General features: G+C 32.4%; 14 protein-coding genes. 7 read left to right on the forward strand and 7 right to left on the reverse strand.

Annotated features, from left to right (window positions below; genetic code table 11):
• The first annotated feature begins 95 nt into the window (after positions 1–95).
• The 6 genes from NLJ00_RS19000 to NLJ00_RS19025 all read left to right on the forward strand — a co-directional run bounded on the left by NLJ00_RS19000 (position 96) and on the right by NLJ00_RS19025 (position 7,011).
• The gene (locus NLJ00_RS19000; RefSeq protein WP_256634984.1) at positions 96–2,630 is read left to right on the forward strand and encodes a PIG-L family deacetylase; all 2,535 of its coding nucleotides are present in this window, start codon (positions 96–98) and stop codon (positions 2,628–2,630) included.
• Between the two features lie 121 nt (positions 2,631–2,751).
• On the forward strand, positions 2,752–4,482 hold the full coding sequence (locus NLJ00_RS19005) for a sodium:solute symporter (protein ID WP_256634985.1): 1,731 nt from the start codon (positions 2,752–2,754) through the stop codon (positions 4,480–4,482).
• A gap of 4 nt (positions 4,483–4,486) precedes the next feature.
• Complete coding sequence (locus tag NLJ00_RS19010; RefSeq protein WP_180861899.1) at positions 4,487–4,933, forward strand: hypothetical protein; 447 nt, start codon at positions 4,487–4,489, stop codon at positions 4,931–4,933.
• 19 nt (positions 4,934–4,952) lie between these two features.
• The gene (locus tag NLJ00_RS19015; protein ID WP_256634986.1) at positions 4,953–5,741 is read left to right on the forward strand and encodes a hypothetical protein; all 789 of its coding nucleotides are present in this window, start codon (positions 4,953–4,955) and stop codon (positions 5,739–5,741) included.
• A complete protein-coding gene (locus tag NLJ00_RS19020) occupies positions 5,738–6,169 on the forward strand; it encodes a hypothetical protein (protein WP_256634987.1) in 432 nt (143 codons plus the stop codon). The genes NLJ00_RS19015 and NLJ00_RS19020 overlap by 4 nt, the downstream gene beginning before the upstream one ends.
• A gap of 212 nt (positions 6,170–6,381) precedes the next feature.
• Positions 6,382–7,011: an MCP four helix bundle domain-containing protein gene (locus NLJ00_RS19025; protein WP_256634988.1), complete on the forward strand. Its 630-nt coding sequence runs from the start codon at positions 6,382–6,384 to the stop codon at positions 7,009–7,011.
• Between the two features lies 1 nt (position 7,012).
• On the opposite strand, the gene NLJ00_RS19030 is transcribed toward NLJ00_RS19025, so the two are convergent.
• The 7 genes from NLJ00_RS19030 to NLJ00_RS19060 form a co-directional block, all read right to left on the reverse strand.
• Complete coding sequence (locus NLJ00_RS19030) at positions 7,013–7,426, reverse strand: nuclear transport factor 2 family protein (RefSeq protein ID WP_256634989.1); 414 nt, start codon at positions 7,424–7,426, stop codon at positions 7,013–7,015.
• Positions 7,426–7,953, reverse strand: a complete 528-nt coding sequence (locus NLJ00_RS19035) for a TetR/AcrR family transcriptional regulator (protein WP_256634990.1) — start codon at positions 7,951–7,953, stop codon at positions 7,426–7,428. Before NLJ00_RS19035 ends, NLJ00_RS19030 begins: the two co-directional genes overlap by 1 nt.
• A gap of 137 nt (positions 7,954–8,090) precedes the next feature.
• A complete protein-coding gene (locus tag NLJ00_RS19040; protein WP_180861905.1) occupies positions 8,091–8,933 on the reverse strand; it encodes a DUF2911 domain-containing protein in 843 nt (280 codons plus the stop codon).
• Between the two features lie 71 nt (positions 8,934–9,004).
• Positions 9,005–9,667, reverse strand: coding sequence for an HAD family hydrolase (locus NLJ00_RS19045; RefSeq protein ID WP_256634991.1), 663 nt, complete (start codon positions 9,665–9,667; stop codon positions 9,005–9,007).
• A gap of 158 nt (positions 9,668–9,825) precedes the next feature.
• A complete protein-coding gene (locus tag NLJ00_RS19050) occupies positions 9,826–10,542 on the reverse strand; it encodes a tRNA threonylcarbamoyladenosine dehydratase (RefSeq protein WP_053474177.1) in 717 nt (238 codons plus the stop codon).
• A gap of 269 nt (positions 10,543–10,811) precedes the next feature.
• A complete protein-coding gene (locus NLJ00_RS19055; protein WP_256634992.1) occupies positions 10,812–11,462 on the reverse strand; it encodes a TatD family hydrolase in 651 nt (216 codons plus the stop codon).
• Positions 11,462–12,061, reverse strand: coding sequence for a DUF1684 domain-containing protein (locus tag NLJ00_RS19060; RefSeq protein ID WP_256634993.1), 600 nt, complete (start codon positions 12,059–12,061; stop codon positions 11,462–11,464). Before NLJ00_RS19060 ends, NLJ00_RS19055 begins: the two co-directional genes overlap by 1 nt.
• 98 nt (positions 12,062–12,159) lie before the next feature.
• Between NLJ00_RS19060 and NLJ00_RS19065 the strand changes: the two genes are divergently transcribed.
• A complete protein-coding gene (locus NLJ00_RS19065; RefSeq protein WP_256634994.1) occupies positions 12,160–13,377 on the forward strand; it encodes an MDR family MFS transporter in 1,218 nt (405 codons plus the stop codon).
• The last annotated feature ends 100 nt before the right edge of the window (positions 13,378–13,477 follow it).

The raw sequence follows: 13,477 nt of genomic DNA on the forward strand, positions 1-13,477 counted from the left end.
AATATCCAAAAATTACCATTAACATTTCATTTAAATTTTGTTCCAAGATTTAATTAGTATTTTTGGGACACATTTCAAAACCATTTCACTACACCATGCGAAAAATACAAGTTCAAATACTTCTTTTATTTTTTATAAGTTTTCAAACCTTATTTGCACAACAGCCGCAAAAACCAAACGCAGTCGAAATTTACAATCAAATCAAAAAACTAAACTTTTTAGGTTCTGTATTGTACGTTGCCGCACATCCCGATGACGAAAATACCCGAATGATTTCGTATTTAGCAAATGAAGTAAATGCGAGAACCGGTTATTTATCCTTAACACGCGGTGACGGCGGTCAAAACTTAATTGGTCCGCAATTGCGTGAATTACTTGGTGTAATTAGAACTCAGGAATTAATTGAAGCCCGAAAAATAGACGGCGGAGAACAATTTTTTTCAAGAGCAAATGATTTTGGTTTTTCTAAAAATCCAAACGAAACCTTAGAAATTTGGGATAAAGATAAAGTCCTAGCCGATGTGGTGTGGACAATAAGAAATTTTCAGCCGGATATCATTATCAATAGATTTGATCACCGTTCGCCGGGAACTACACACGGACATCATACATCATCTGCCATGTTAAGTGTGGAGAGTTTTAAACTAACAAACGATCCAAAAATTTATCCTGAGCAGTTGAAATTTGTTTCGCCCTGGCAGGTAAAACGTCAGTTTTTTAATCCGTCTTGGTGGTTTTACGGAAGTCAGGAAAAATTTGATGCCGCTAATAAATCTAAATTTACCAAGTTAGAAACAGGTGTATATTATACCGGAATTGGAAAATCAAATCAGGAAATCGCTGCTTTAAGCCGAAGCCGTCACCAGTCACAAGGTTTTGGAAGCACGGGAGTTCGTGGTTTAGAAACAGAATATCTTGAACTTATTAATGGAGAAACTCCAAAAGACCGCGACAATTTATTTGACGGAATTGACACAAGCTGGAACCGTGTTAAAAACGGAAAACCTGTTGGAGATTTAATTACTTCAATTATTGACAAATACAATTTCAGTAATCCATCAGCAAGTATTCCGGATTTAGTGAAAGCTTACACTATGATTCAGGCTTTAGACGATACACATTGGAAAAATCTAAAATCAACGGCCATAAAAAATATCATTGCTTCATGTTCCGGTTTATATCTTGAAGCAGTTTCTAGTGAACAAGAAGCAACTCCGGGAAGCAGCATTCGTTTGAGCTTAGAAGCTATTAACAGATGTTCTGTTGAAATGCAATTAACAAGCGTTACAACATTGCCAGACAATAAAACAACGGCTCAAAACAGCATTTTAAAAGACAATAACGATCAAAAAATCAGTCTGCAGTTACAGCTTCCTTATAATATTGAATACACACAACCGTATTGGTTAAAAGAAAAAGCAACAGTTGGAATGTACACCGTTTCAAATCAGCAAAATATTGGTATTCCCGATATTATTAGAGAAGTAAAAGTGATTTTTAATATCAAAATCAATAATGTAGAAATTCCGTTTGAGCGCACCGTTGTTTACAAATACAATGACGGCGTAAAAGGCGAAATGTACAATTTCCTGGATATTGTTCCAGAAGTTACGACTTCAATCTTAGAAAAAGTTTTGATTTTTAGAGATACAAAAAGCAAAATGATTCCGGTAAAAGTTCGTGCCGGAAAAGATGATGTAAAAGGAAACCTGCAGTTGGATTTACCAAAAAGCTGGAATGTTTCCCCAAAACAAATTGCATTTGCTTTAGATAAAAAAGGAACAGAACAAATTTTTTATTTTGAAGTTACACCGCCCGTAAATCCTGAAGAAGTTGTAGCAAAAAGTATTGCAGTTGTTGATAACAAACGTTTTGACAGAGACCAGACTATTATCGATTTCAATCATATTACAAAACAAATGGTTTTAAAACCAGCTGAATCAAAATGTATTAGAATAGATTTGAAAACTTCTGGTGATGCTATCGCTTATATTATGGGTGCCGGCGACGAAGTTCCGGAAAGTTTAACCCAAATGGGATACAAAGTTTCTATCTTAAAGCCAGAAGAAATTACTCCAGAAAAATTAGATTCTTTCAGCACTGTTATTACAGGAATTCGTGCTTACAATACCGTAAACGCTTTGGCAAACAAACAAAATATCTTATTTAATTTTGTAAAAAGCGGTAAAAACATGATTGTGCAATACAATACATACGGCAGCAAATTAGTGACCGATAAAATTGCACCATATCCGTTAAAATTATCAAACGACCGTGTGACCGAGGAAAACGCTAAAGTCACTTTCCTAGCACCAAATCACCCAGTTTTAAATACGCCAAATAAAATTACTTCAAAAGATTTTGAAGGCTGGACACAAGAACAAGGTTTATATTATCCAGATGAATATGATCCTGCCTTCACTCCTATTATTTCATCACACGACAAAGGAGAGTCTGCTAAAAATGGTGCTTTATTAGTCGCTCCGTATGGAAAAGGATATTACATTTACACTGGTCTAAGCTTTTTTAGAGAACTGCCGGAAGGAGTTGCGGGCGCTTACAGATTATTATCGAATATCATTTCGCTAAAACAACCTCTTGAAGCTCCTAAACAGGATTTAAAGCAATAATTTCAAAAATATGGAAGCAAAAAAAACAAAAAAATGGAAAAAAAGTTACACCTATGTTTTAGTTGCTAACCTCATTTACATTGTGATTTTTTTCTTAATCATGCAATTTTATTCATAACCTATGCAGCTATTTGACTGGATCGTACTTATTGTAACACTTTTATTCATTGTTGGTTACGGTTCCTGGAAAACCAAAGGAAGTAAAAACGTTGAAGATTTTATTTTAGGAAACAACGAAACGCCCTGGTATACCGTTGGACTTTCAGTAATGGCAACTCAGGCCAGCGCAATTACATTTTTATCTACTCCCGGACAGGCTTATCATGACGGAATGGGTTTTGTGCAGTTCTATTTTGGACTGCCAATTGCAATGGTGGTTATTTGTTTGACGTTTATTCCGCTTTATCATAAAAATAAAGTTTTTACCGCTTACGAATTCCTTGAAAAACGATTTGATGTTCAGACCCGTTCTCTTGCCGCTATTTTATTTTTAATTCAAAGAGGATTAGGAACCGGATTAACGATTTATGCTCCGGCCATAATTTTATCGGCACTTTTAGGCTGGAACTTAACTGGTATGAATATTATAATTGGAGTTCTGGTTATTATTTATACTTTTTCCGGAGGTACAAAAGCCGTAAACGTAACGCAGAAACAGCAAATGTTTGTGATTATGTCGGGAATGTTTATCACATTTTTCCTGATTTTGCATTACTTACCAAATGATATGACTTTTACAAGCGCGCTGCATATTGCCGGAGCAAATGATAAAATGAATATTGTAGATTTTTCTTTTGATCCGGAAGAAAAATATACAATTTGGAGTGGAATTACGGGCGGATTCTTTTTAGCACTCGCCTATTTTGGTACAGATCAATCTCAGGTTGGTAGATATTTATCAGGAAAATCGGTAAAAGAAAGCCAAATGGGATTAATCATGAACGGACTTTTAAAAGTGCCGATGCAATTTTTTATTCTGTTAACCGGAGTTATGGTTTTTGTGTTTTTCCAATTCAATCCCGTTCCTTTAAATTTCAATCCGAATAACAAAATTGTAATTGAAAAATCAGCGTATAAAGAAGAATATCATGTTCTTGAAAAAAAGCTGGACAAATTATCTGAAGATAAAAAAGTAATTAACTTACTATATATCGATCAGTTGAATCAGGATTATGACAATCCGATTCTTCGTAAAGAATTAGTCAATTTATCGAATAAGGAAAAAGATTTGCGCGACCGTGCCAAAGAAATCATTTCAAGAGCCGACAGCAACAGCGAAACCAACGATAAAGATTATGTTTTTTTCCATTTTATCCTGCATTATTTACCAAAAGGTTTAATTGGTTTATTACTTGCGGTTATTCTTTCTGCAGCGATGTCATCGACAGCTTCAGGATTGAATGCTTTAGCTTCGACAACGGCGATTGATATTTATAAAAGAAATATCAAAACCGAAAAATCAGAGAAACATTATCTTAATGCAACTAAATTTTTTACACTGTTTTGGGGAGTTATTGCAATCCTTTTTGCCTGCGTAGGAACTTTGTTTGAAAACTTGATTCAGCTTGTAAATATTATTGGTTCGATCTTTTACGGAACCGTTTTGGGAATTTTCCTTGTTGGTTTTTATATAAAACGTGTTCAGGCAAAATCTATGTTTATTAGTGCCTGTATAAGTCAGTTTGTAATTATAATCATTTATTACTTTATGGTTTACAAACAAGAAAAATTGGGTTATTTATGGCTGAATTTTATTGGTGCTATTTTGACTATAGGTTTAGCATTGATTTTACAGTTTTTGTTTTTTAAAGGAGATAAAAAGGATAATAGTGATTTGATTTTAGAAGAATAAGTTAATGAAAATAACTGCTAAAATATTAACAGTTTTAATCAGCTTGGCATTATTTAGTTGCGAAGTTTCAAAATCAGACACAGAGGGCTATATTGATAAATTTTACAGCAATAAAATTGCATTTGAAACAGTAGCTGAAAAAATTTATGCTGATAAAGAATTAACCAAAAGAACTGGTCGTCGTATACCTGAAAACAAAATTGACCCTGAGATTAAAAATGATCTTGAAAAACTCGGTATTGAATCTTTTACTATATATAAAGCCAATTGTAAAAAAGATATAGAAGTTGAATTTATACTTAATTGGACAAAAAATGCTACATTGTATTTAGTAAAAAACAACTGTAATTTCGATAGATCGAAAATAGGTTATCATTCTAAAACTACAATGATAGAAGTTTGGGGATTAGGAAATGGTTGGATTATGTGGATAGATTATGATTTTATTTAATTAAACTCGTTATTTAAAAATGAAACTTAAATTTTATCTAACAATACTTTTTGGAGCTATATTCCTAAACTCATATTCACAAAATACACAAGCAAAAAAAATTGATAGTTTGCTTATCGAATTTCAGAAAAAATCATTTTACGGAAGTATAAATCCAGCTAAGGAAGAACTTAAAAAATATCAGCAAACTATTATTCCTGAATTAATTAAGCTTTTAAAAGACACAAGTTTTGTAAAATTAACGGATACTGCCGATTTAATCTACCCAGGAACTACCGTTTTTTATGGTCATGGATATTTTATTCCATATGATCTCGATTGGATTTCTGTTAGATCTGGCTGGCTTCTCGAAGAGGTTACATTTCAAGATTTTGGTTATAAGAATTCTGAAATTAATGATGAAACTTTACTGAAATTAATGAAGGGAAATTATAATGAATATATTCAGAAAGGAAATTATGAAGTAGATTGGAAGGAGAAAACTTCAGACCAAAAGAAAATAGAATATCGAAAAATACTTTCAAATAACGCAGAGAAATGGTGGAAAGAAAATCATAAAAAGTGGAATCGAATTTCTGCCATTAAAGAAGCATTAAAATCTAATAATGAAAACCGATTAAGTAAAGTTTTTCAATATTTACGATTTGGAGCGTCTAAATGTGCTAATATGACTAAAGAACTTTATTCAACTGAAATAAAACCTATCATAGTAGATTTAGAGAAAACAAATCAATATCCTGAAATACAAGAACAAATTAAACTATTATTAAATGAGAGTGTTAGTTTGAAAATTCTAGACATAAAATGACAAAAGAGGAGTTTTTATTTCATTTAAACGGTGCAAGTTTTGTAGCTCTGAAATTTGCCGAAAATTATGTCAAAGATAAATTGACTACTGATTTCAAGTATAATATAATTTTTACCCCGCCAAATGTCATCGGAAATATGGATCAATTTGATATTTATCCAGAAGATGAAGGAATTATAAGATTGAATTTGACAGATAAAGAAGTTGTAGAACTACTTTATCGAAAAAATAAAATACCTGTTTGGATTGATATAAATGTTCTTAAATCAAGCAGAAAAAGCACTACTTTCAATCTTTTATGTGCCGGAAGATATACTGATAATAAAGAAGAATATTATTATAATGAAAATGGTTCAGGGCCATTTGGAGTAAAAGGTCCAACTTTTCCCATTGGTTATAAAGAAGGTAAAAAATTTAGATTGAAATAAATTTTCTTTTAAATCAAAAAAAAGCACAATCTTGTCATTCCGAGGAACGAGGAATCGCACTAGAAATTACGCAAAGAAAAGACCCAATCTTTGTCGAGTTACGAGTGCGATTCCTCGTTCCTCGGAATGACAAACTTTGCGTAAAGAAAAACAATGAAAAAATTCTAAACAAATCTCTATCTTTGAGTAACCCACTTCTTAAATAGAGCGTTATGAAAGACCATAAAAAATACAGCAATAAAACCAAAGCAGCTTTTATCTTGCTGATTGTTATGCTGATAATTTTATTGGGAAATTTCAATACACTTCGAAATTCTAAAAATGTAAACGACAATATAAATGCTATTTATAAAGATAGATTAGTTGTGGCGCATTATATTTTTCAATATTCGAAACAACTTCATTTTATAAAATCCGAGGCTGAAAAACTCGATTTAAGCGATAATATTAAAAAAAATGAAATCATTCATACTTTAGACATCATTCACAATATTGATGATTTGTACGCTAAAACGGTTTTAACCAATAACGAGAAAAGACATTTTGATGCTTTTCTGGGTTCTTGTAAAGAAATCAACAAACAAGTTGAAAACAAAAACTGGAATAAAATTGCTTATTCGAGCGCACAAGCTTTAAAAACTTTAGAATCTTTATCTCAAATTCAAATTAAAGAAGGAAAAGCAAAGCTGGCAAATGCAAATGCAATGTACAGCAAAAACAATAGTTTAGGCCAGCTTCAAATTGCCTTACTTATAATTTTAGGCGGAATTACTTTTTATCTTTTAATTGTAAAGAAAATCAAAAGAAAGATCAAAATTCCAGAACCGCCTAGTATGAATTAGTTTATTTAAATTTCCTGTCTTCTTCTTTTATTTTAAGATCATTTATACTGGCATATCTTTTCTGCATTAAACCATTAGCGTCAAATTCCCAATTTTCATTTCCGTAGGCTCTAAACCAATTGCCATTAAGATCCTGATATTCATACTCAAAACGTACTGCAATTCTATTTTCAGTATGTGCCCAATATTCCTTTTTTAGTTTGTAATTTCTCTCTTTCTTCCATTTTTCAGTTAAAAAAGCAACAATTTCATTGCGTCCGTTTACGAATTTATCTCTGTTTCTCCATTCGCTGTCTATTGTATACGCTTTTGAAACTCTTTCCGGATCCTGGCTGTTCCATGCGTCTTCTGCCAATTGGATTTTTTCTTTTGCCGTTTCTAAGGTGAAAGGAGGCAGCGGTAATTTCTGTTCCATTATTTTAAAATTAAAGTTTGAATTATTTTTTCTGATTGTTCTATTAACTCGTTTGATTTAAACATCTGACTTTCAATTATACAGCTTTCAAATAATAAATAAATATGATCTGATATTAGTTCCTCTTTTAAAATATCCCTGAAAAAATTACGCAAATCACCTTTATGGCTTTGAATAACGCTGAGAATCTTAACATTATCTGGCGGAATCTCTGAAAGTATATTTAGAAAACTGCAGCCTCGAAAATTTTCTTTTTCATTCATGTAAATCAAAAATTCAAAGGAGGCTAAAACTTTAGAATTTGAATCTTCTGCATTATTTGTGAATTTTAGTAATTCATTAAACCAAAAAGAATGGCGCTGCTCTAAAAATGCCACACACAAATCTTCTTTAGATTTAAAATGTTGGTAAAAACTAGCTTTCGCTACTTTCGATTCTTCAATAATCTGATTGATTCCCGTAGCATTATAACCCTGCTTATGGAATAAAATAAAAGTCTTTTCTAAAATTCTTTCTCTAGGCTGCATCTTCAATAAATTTGGATATACAAATATAAATATTATTTCAATATACAGACAAGTCTGTCTGTTTTAATTTCAAAAAAAAATCCAAAACTCATAAAGCTTTGGATTTTGGAAATTTTTATATAGAAATTTTCAAGAAATTATCTGCTCCATTCAGCGATACTGTCTTTATTCATTTTTACGTAATCTTGATTGTTTGCAGCTTCTGCAGCAGCTAATGAAAGTTTAGCAGTTTCAACAGCACCTTTTTTGTCCCCTTGTTTTGCCTGGATTAATGATTTTAATCTTGAAACATAATAAGGTTTATCAGTACTCATATCTAATGCTTTATCCACATATATTTTTGCAGTATCTAAATTTCCGTTTGAAGAAAATAAATATTGAGACGCTGCATAATAATCATTCCAAGTTGGTCCAGCCAATGTTTTTTCGATACTTGCAATTGCATTTTTAGCTGTTGGAACTTCAAATTTTAAAGCAACATGAGAGTTTTCCCAAGCCATTTCTAAATAAGCAAAGTTTTGATCCAAACCATTAATCCCAATTGTAAAAGTTTCAACCGGAGTTGGCAGTGCGTTTTCTTTAACTGTAGTTTTTAAAACAACATAAGATTCGTTCCAGTTTTCAGGTAATCCCCAGTTGTCTGTAGAAAGGTAAAAAATAACTTCCCAGCTTTCGATTTTAGGGATTGTATAAATCGCATATTTTCCTTTTTTCAAAGTTTTACCGTCAATTACAACATCGTCACTAAAATTAATAACGGTATTTTCATTTGCTCCGGTTCTCCAAAGTTTACCAAACGGAACTAAGTTTCCAAAAACAGCTCTTCCTCTCGCTCCCGGTCTTGAGTACGTAACTTCAACATCCGTTAAACCCACTGTTTGTTTGATATAAGCTTTTGGACTCGCTTGCGGCGTTCTTACTTGTGCTTCAGCTGCAAAAGGTGCCAAAATGATGGCTAATGCAATAAGTATTTTTTTCATTATTAAGTGTTTGTTTGTTTTTTTCAAATTTACGAATTCAATTACCTAAGAAATGTTAAATTTTACATAATTCAGGCCTTAAGCTGTGATATTTTTTGCGCATTCAATTCACTAAAATGATTGATAACAATATCAGCTTCTGATAAATCCTGCAGGTTAGAATGAACACTTTTATAACCTACACAATAAATTCCGGCAGCTTTTGCGGCTTTTACACCATTTGTACTGTCTTCAATAATAATACACTCTTCTTTTGGAGCAATTGACAATGAAGCGGCGTGATTAAAAATAGCAGGATTTGGTTTAGACTGCGGAAAATCTTCACCACTCACAATATGAGAAAAATACTGATGCAGATTAAATCTTGTAAATACGCGTTCAATTGTAACTTTTGAAGCCGATGAAGCTAAAATCAGCTGAATTCCGTTTGCGTATATATCTTTAATCAAATCTTCAACTCCATCTAAAAGATATAAATCTTCTTTGGTGTCAAAAGCATCATTAAAAATATTTCTTTTCCTTTGAATCAAATCTTCTACTTCATGCTCAATTGTCGGGAAAAAACCTTTTAAACTCTGAAAAGTATTTCTCGTCGAAAATCCGGTAAATGAAGTATACATTTCCTCAGGAACTTCAATATTTAATTCTGAAAACTGTTTGTAGTAGGCATAACGATGAACGGGTTCTGTATCGACAATTACGCCGTCCATATCAAAAATTACTGTTTTAATCATTTTTTTTAAGTTTCTGTGTTGCTAAGGTTCTAAGATTCTAAGTTTTTGTTTCAGGTTTTCTTTTTTTCATGTTTCAAGTTACTGGATTGGGTAACTTTTATAAAGTTTATTCCGTTTAGAACGTGAAACCTGAAACTTTAAACTTGAAACAAAATCTTCTACTCTTTCTTTAATAAGTATCGAATAACCGTTTCAGCAGCGTGAAGTCCGAATAATCCCGGCATGTAGCTGTTTGTTCCGTAGAAAGATTTTTTGAAGTTTTTTCCGTCGGTTAATTTTAAGCTTTTTTCGTTTTGAATTTCAGATGAAAAAACAACTTTTAATTTGTTGATATTTACCGCTTTTAATCTCTTACGAATTGCTTTTGAGAAATAGCAGTTTATAGTTTTCGAGATATCGCCCACTTTTACTTTAGAAGCCAGCATCTTTCCTCCTGCTCCCATACTACTAATGATTTTTACTCTTTTGCGTTTTGCTGCAATAATTAAATTCAGTTTTGGCGTAATACTATCGATGCAGTCTAAAACATAATCAAATTCTGGAGAAACGATTTCAAAAGCCCTTTCCGGAGATAAAAATTCCTGAACTCGTGTTAATTTCAATTCTGGATTAATATCCATTAATCTATCGCCTACAATTTTAATTTTTGCTTCTCCCACTGTAGAATGCAAAGCAGGTAATTGTCTGTTAATGTTTGTAATATCCACAACGTCACCGTCAACAATTGTCATGCTTCCTACTCCTGCTCTTGCTAAAAATTCAGCTGCAAACGATCCAACACCGCCTAAACCTACTACTAATACATTTGCATTACGCAAATTTTCTAATCCTTCCTTTGTAAATAAAAGCTCGGCTCTTTCTGTCCACTCTGCCATATTATATTTTTTGTTGTTTTTTATTTTTGTTTCAAGTTTAATGTTTCAAGTTCTTTACTGTCTGGCTGAGCGAAGTCGAAGCCCCACGTCCTATTGGAGCGCCCTTCGACTTCGCTCAGGGTGACAAACTTATTTTACTTTTATTTATTTGTTTCAAGTTCACCGCTGTCAGGCTGAGCGAAGTCGAAGCCCACGTCCAATTGGAGCGCCCTTCGACTTCGCTCAGGGCGACAAACTTATTTCACTTTTTACTTTTCACTAATTACTAATCACTTTCTTTCAAATACACTTTTAAAATTACTTGAGATAATACCATTTAACTCTTTGATTGTAATATTTTTATATTCTGATGCTAAATCATAAACCTGTTTAATATCCTCTTCAATTGTATCGGTTTCCAGAAAAAAACGATCGTTTGGAATATTTTGAAAAACAGTTTTTAAATCGGGATTTCTCAATAGATATTTTCCGAAAGAAATATAAAATCCGTCTTTAATTAATTGTTCTGCCAGCTGTTTGTTTTTTGAGAAACCGTGAATAATCATTGGAACAGAAATTTTTAATTTCTTTTTAATCGCTGTTACTTCCTGAAAAGCGGCAACGCAATGAATCACAACTGGTTTATTGTATTTTTCGGCTAAAGCCAATTGTTTTTCAAAAACTACAATCTGCAGTTCTAACGGAATTTCGATTCGTTTGTCTAAACCGCATTCGCCAATTGCCAGACAATTTTCGGTTTGCAGTTTTTCTTCTATAATTTTCAATTCTAAATCAATTTCACTTTCCTTAATATGCCACGGATGAATTCCGATAGAATAAAACGGAATTGATGCATCAACTTCTTGCGGATATTGATTGACCAATTCTACTACATTAGATTGATTTGTAAATTGATGGGTATGAAAATTAAAGAATTCCATTAATGAAATGTTTTCACTCCGGCTTTGATTTCTACTTTTAAATCATTTTCCAACGGAACAAGCGGACATGAATATTTATGATTATATGCACAATACGGGTTGTATGCCTGATTGAAATCGACTGCAATTGTTTTTCCTTTTGGGATTTTTAAGTCGATATATCTTCCGCCAATATAACTTTCTTTTCCACAGGTTAAATCAGAAAAAGGAAGGAATAAATGATCTTTGTATTCTTTTTGTTTAGAAAGTTCAATGTTTCTGTAAACGTTCAACTTCATTGCAACACCATTTATAGTAAAGGATAAAGTGCCGTATTTTATATATTGCGGCGTTCTTGTTCCGGTAGTTTTCATTTCGAAAACTTTTTCATTTGTAGCTTTTTCAAATTTTGCATTCACAAAATACTTTCCATCAATTGGGTAAAAATCTAAAGTTTTAAAACTCTTTAGATCTTCTTCCATTAACGGACTTGTCTTAGCATCAGCATATTCTGAGTTTATTTGCTTTTGGAATTTTTCAGCTTCAGTCTTGCTAAATTTACTTTGGCTAAAGCCAAAACTAAAAGCCAGAAGCAAAATAAGGGCAATAGAATTTTTCATCTTTGGAAATTTTATGCAAAAATAGTTTAAAAGTAACAAAGCAACAACCGTTGTACGTGACAAAGTTTCCTAACTTTGTGGCAAATACGATAATTATAATGCTCAAAACTGCCGCAAATCATTACTTCAACAATTTTAGGGGATTTTCAAGAGAAATTTGGATACTTACATTAGTTACTTTCATAAATCGTGCAGGTACAATGGTGCTGCCTTTTTTATCAAAATATTTAAATGAAGATTTAAAGTTTTCTTTAGATCAGGTAACCTGGATTATGGTTTCTTTTGGTTTGGGATCTATGCTTGGTTCTTGGCTTGGAGGGAAACTTTCTGATAAAATTGGGTTTTACAAAATCATGGTTTTCAGTCTGTTTACGAGCGGAGTATCACTTTTCTTTATTCAATATATTACCTCTTTCTGGGGACTTTGCATTGCAATGTTTGTATTAATGACAATTGCCGATATGTTTCGTCCTGCAATGTTTGTATCGTTGGGTGCTTATGCCAAACCAGAAAACAGAACACGTGCCTTAACGCTGGTTCGTCTTGCCGTAAATTTAGGTTTTGCTGCCGGTCCGGCACTTGGTGGTCTAATCATTATAGGAATGGGGTATTCAGGTTTATTTTGGGTTGACGGAGCTTCATGTATAGTTTCTATATCCATTTTTGCATTGTTAGTTAAAGAAAAGAAGAAAGTCGATCATGGTGATAAAACCGAAAGTGTAACAAATGTAAAATCTGTATTTCATGATAAAATATTCTGGGTTTTCTTATTTGTGAGTTTTATTACAGCTATTATTTTCTTTCAGCTTTTCACCACTTTACCTTTATATCATCATAAACAATATGGTTTAAATGAATTTCAAACCGGACTTTTAATGACTTTAAACGGCCTTTTGATTTTTGCTTTAGAAATGCCAACGGTTGGTTTTATGGAAAGAAAAGGTTTTCCAAAAATCAAAATCATCATAATAGGATCATTTGTAATGGCATTGAGTTTCTTTTTATTATTAATTAATGTTTGGGCCGGAATCCTGGTTATCAGCATGATTTGTATTTCGATTGGAGAAATTCTCACCTTTCCTTTTTCTAATGCATTTGCTTTAAGCCGTGCGCCTCGTGGTCAGGAAGGGCGTTATATGGCTTTGTATACCATGAGTTTTAGTTTAGCACATATTTTTAGTACTATGCTAGGTTTTGGAATTGCTGATCATTTTGGTTACCAAAGTAACTGGTTATTTATGGCTTGTATTGGAGTTTTGGCTACTCTTTGCTGTCTCTGGATTAAAAAAGCTTTGGCTCAGCAGAAAATTAAATAAATCTTCATTTTTACATAAATCATTATAATTCAAATCATTAACTTTGATTTTGAATAGTTTTTCTATGCTTTTAATTCAGCTTTAAACGAAATTTTTAGTT

It is taken from the genome of Flavobacterium panici (assembly GCF_024499525.1).
GTDB lineage: Bacteria > Bacteroidota > Bacteroidia > Flavobacteriales > Flavobacteriaceae > Flavobacterium > Flavobacterium panici.

What these genes read in the sequence shown, in the direction of transcription:
- NLJ00_RS19045 (WP_256634991.1), bottom strand. Translation starts at nt 9,667, where the DNA reads ATGATTAAAACAGTAATTTTTGATATGGACGGCGTAATTGTCGATACA.
- NLJ00_RS19015 (WP_256634986.1), top strand. Translation starts at nt 4,953, where the DNA reads ATGAAACTTAAATTTTATCTAACAATACTTTTTGGAGCTATATTCCTA.
- NLJ00_RS19005 (WP_256634985.1), top strand. Translation starts at nt 2,752, where the DNA reads ATGCAGCTATTTGACTGGATCGTACTTATTGTAACACTTTTATTCATT.
- NLJ00_RS19025 (WP_256634988.1), top strand. Translation starts at nt 6,382, where the DNA reads ATGAAAGACCATAAAAAATACAGCAATAAAACCAAAGCAGCTTTTATC.
- NLJ00_RS19000 (WP_256634984.1), top strand. Translation starts at nt 96, where the DNA reads ATGCGAAAAATACAAGTTCAAATACTTCTTTTATTTTTTATAAGTTTT.
- NLJ00_RS19020 (WP_256634987.1), top strand. Translation starts at nt 5,738, where the DNA reads ATGACAAAAGAGGAGTTTTTATTTCATTTAAACGGTGCAAGTTTTGTA.
- NLJ00_RS19060 (WP_256634993.1), bottom strand. Translation starts at nt 12,061, where the DNA reads ATGAAAAATTCTATTGCCCTTATTTTGCTTCTGGCTTTTAGTTTTGGC.
- NLJ00_RS19055 (WP_256634992.1), bottom strand. Translation starts at nt 11,462, where the DNA reads ATGGAATTCTTTAATTTTCATACCCATCAATTTACAAATCAATCTAAT.
- NLJ00_RS19035 (WP_256634990.1), bottom strand. Translation starts at nt 7,953, where the DNA reads ATGCAGCCTAGAGAAAGAATTTTAGAAAAGACTTTTATTTTATTCCAT.
- NLJ00_RS19050 (WP_053474177.1), bottom strand. Translation starts at nt 10,542, where the DNA reads ATGGCAGAGTGGACAGAAAGAGCCGAGCTTTTATTTACAAAGGAAGGA.
- NLJ00_RS19040 (WP_180861905.1), bottom strand. Translation starts at nt 8,933, where the DNA reads ATGAAAAAAATACTTATTGCATTAGCCATCATTTTGGCACCTTTTGCA.
- NLJ00_RS19030 (WP_256634989.1), bottom strand. Translation starts at nt 7,426, where the DNA reads ATGGAACAGAAATTACCGCTGCCTCCTTTCACCTTAGAAACGGCAAAA.
- NLJ00_RS19010 (WP_180861899.1), top strand. Translation starts at nt 4,487, where the DNA reads ATGAAAATAACTGCTAAAATATTAACAGTTTTAATCAGCTTGGCATTA.
- NLJ00_RS19065 (WP_256634994.1), top strand. Translation starts at nt 12,160, where the DNA reads ATGCTCAAAACTGCCGCAAATCATTACTTCAACAATTTTAGGGGATTT.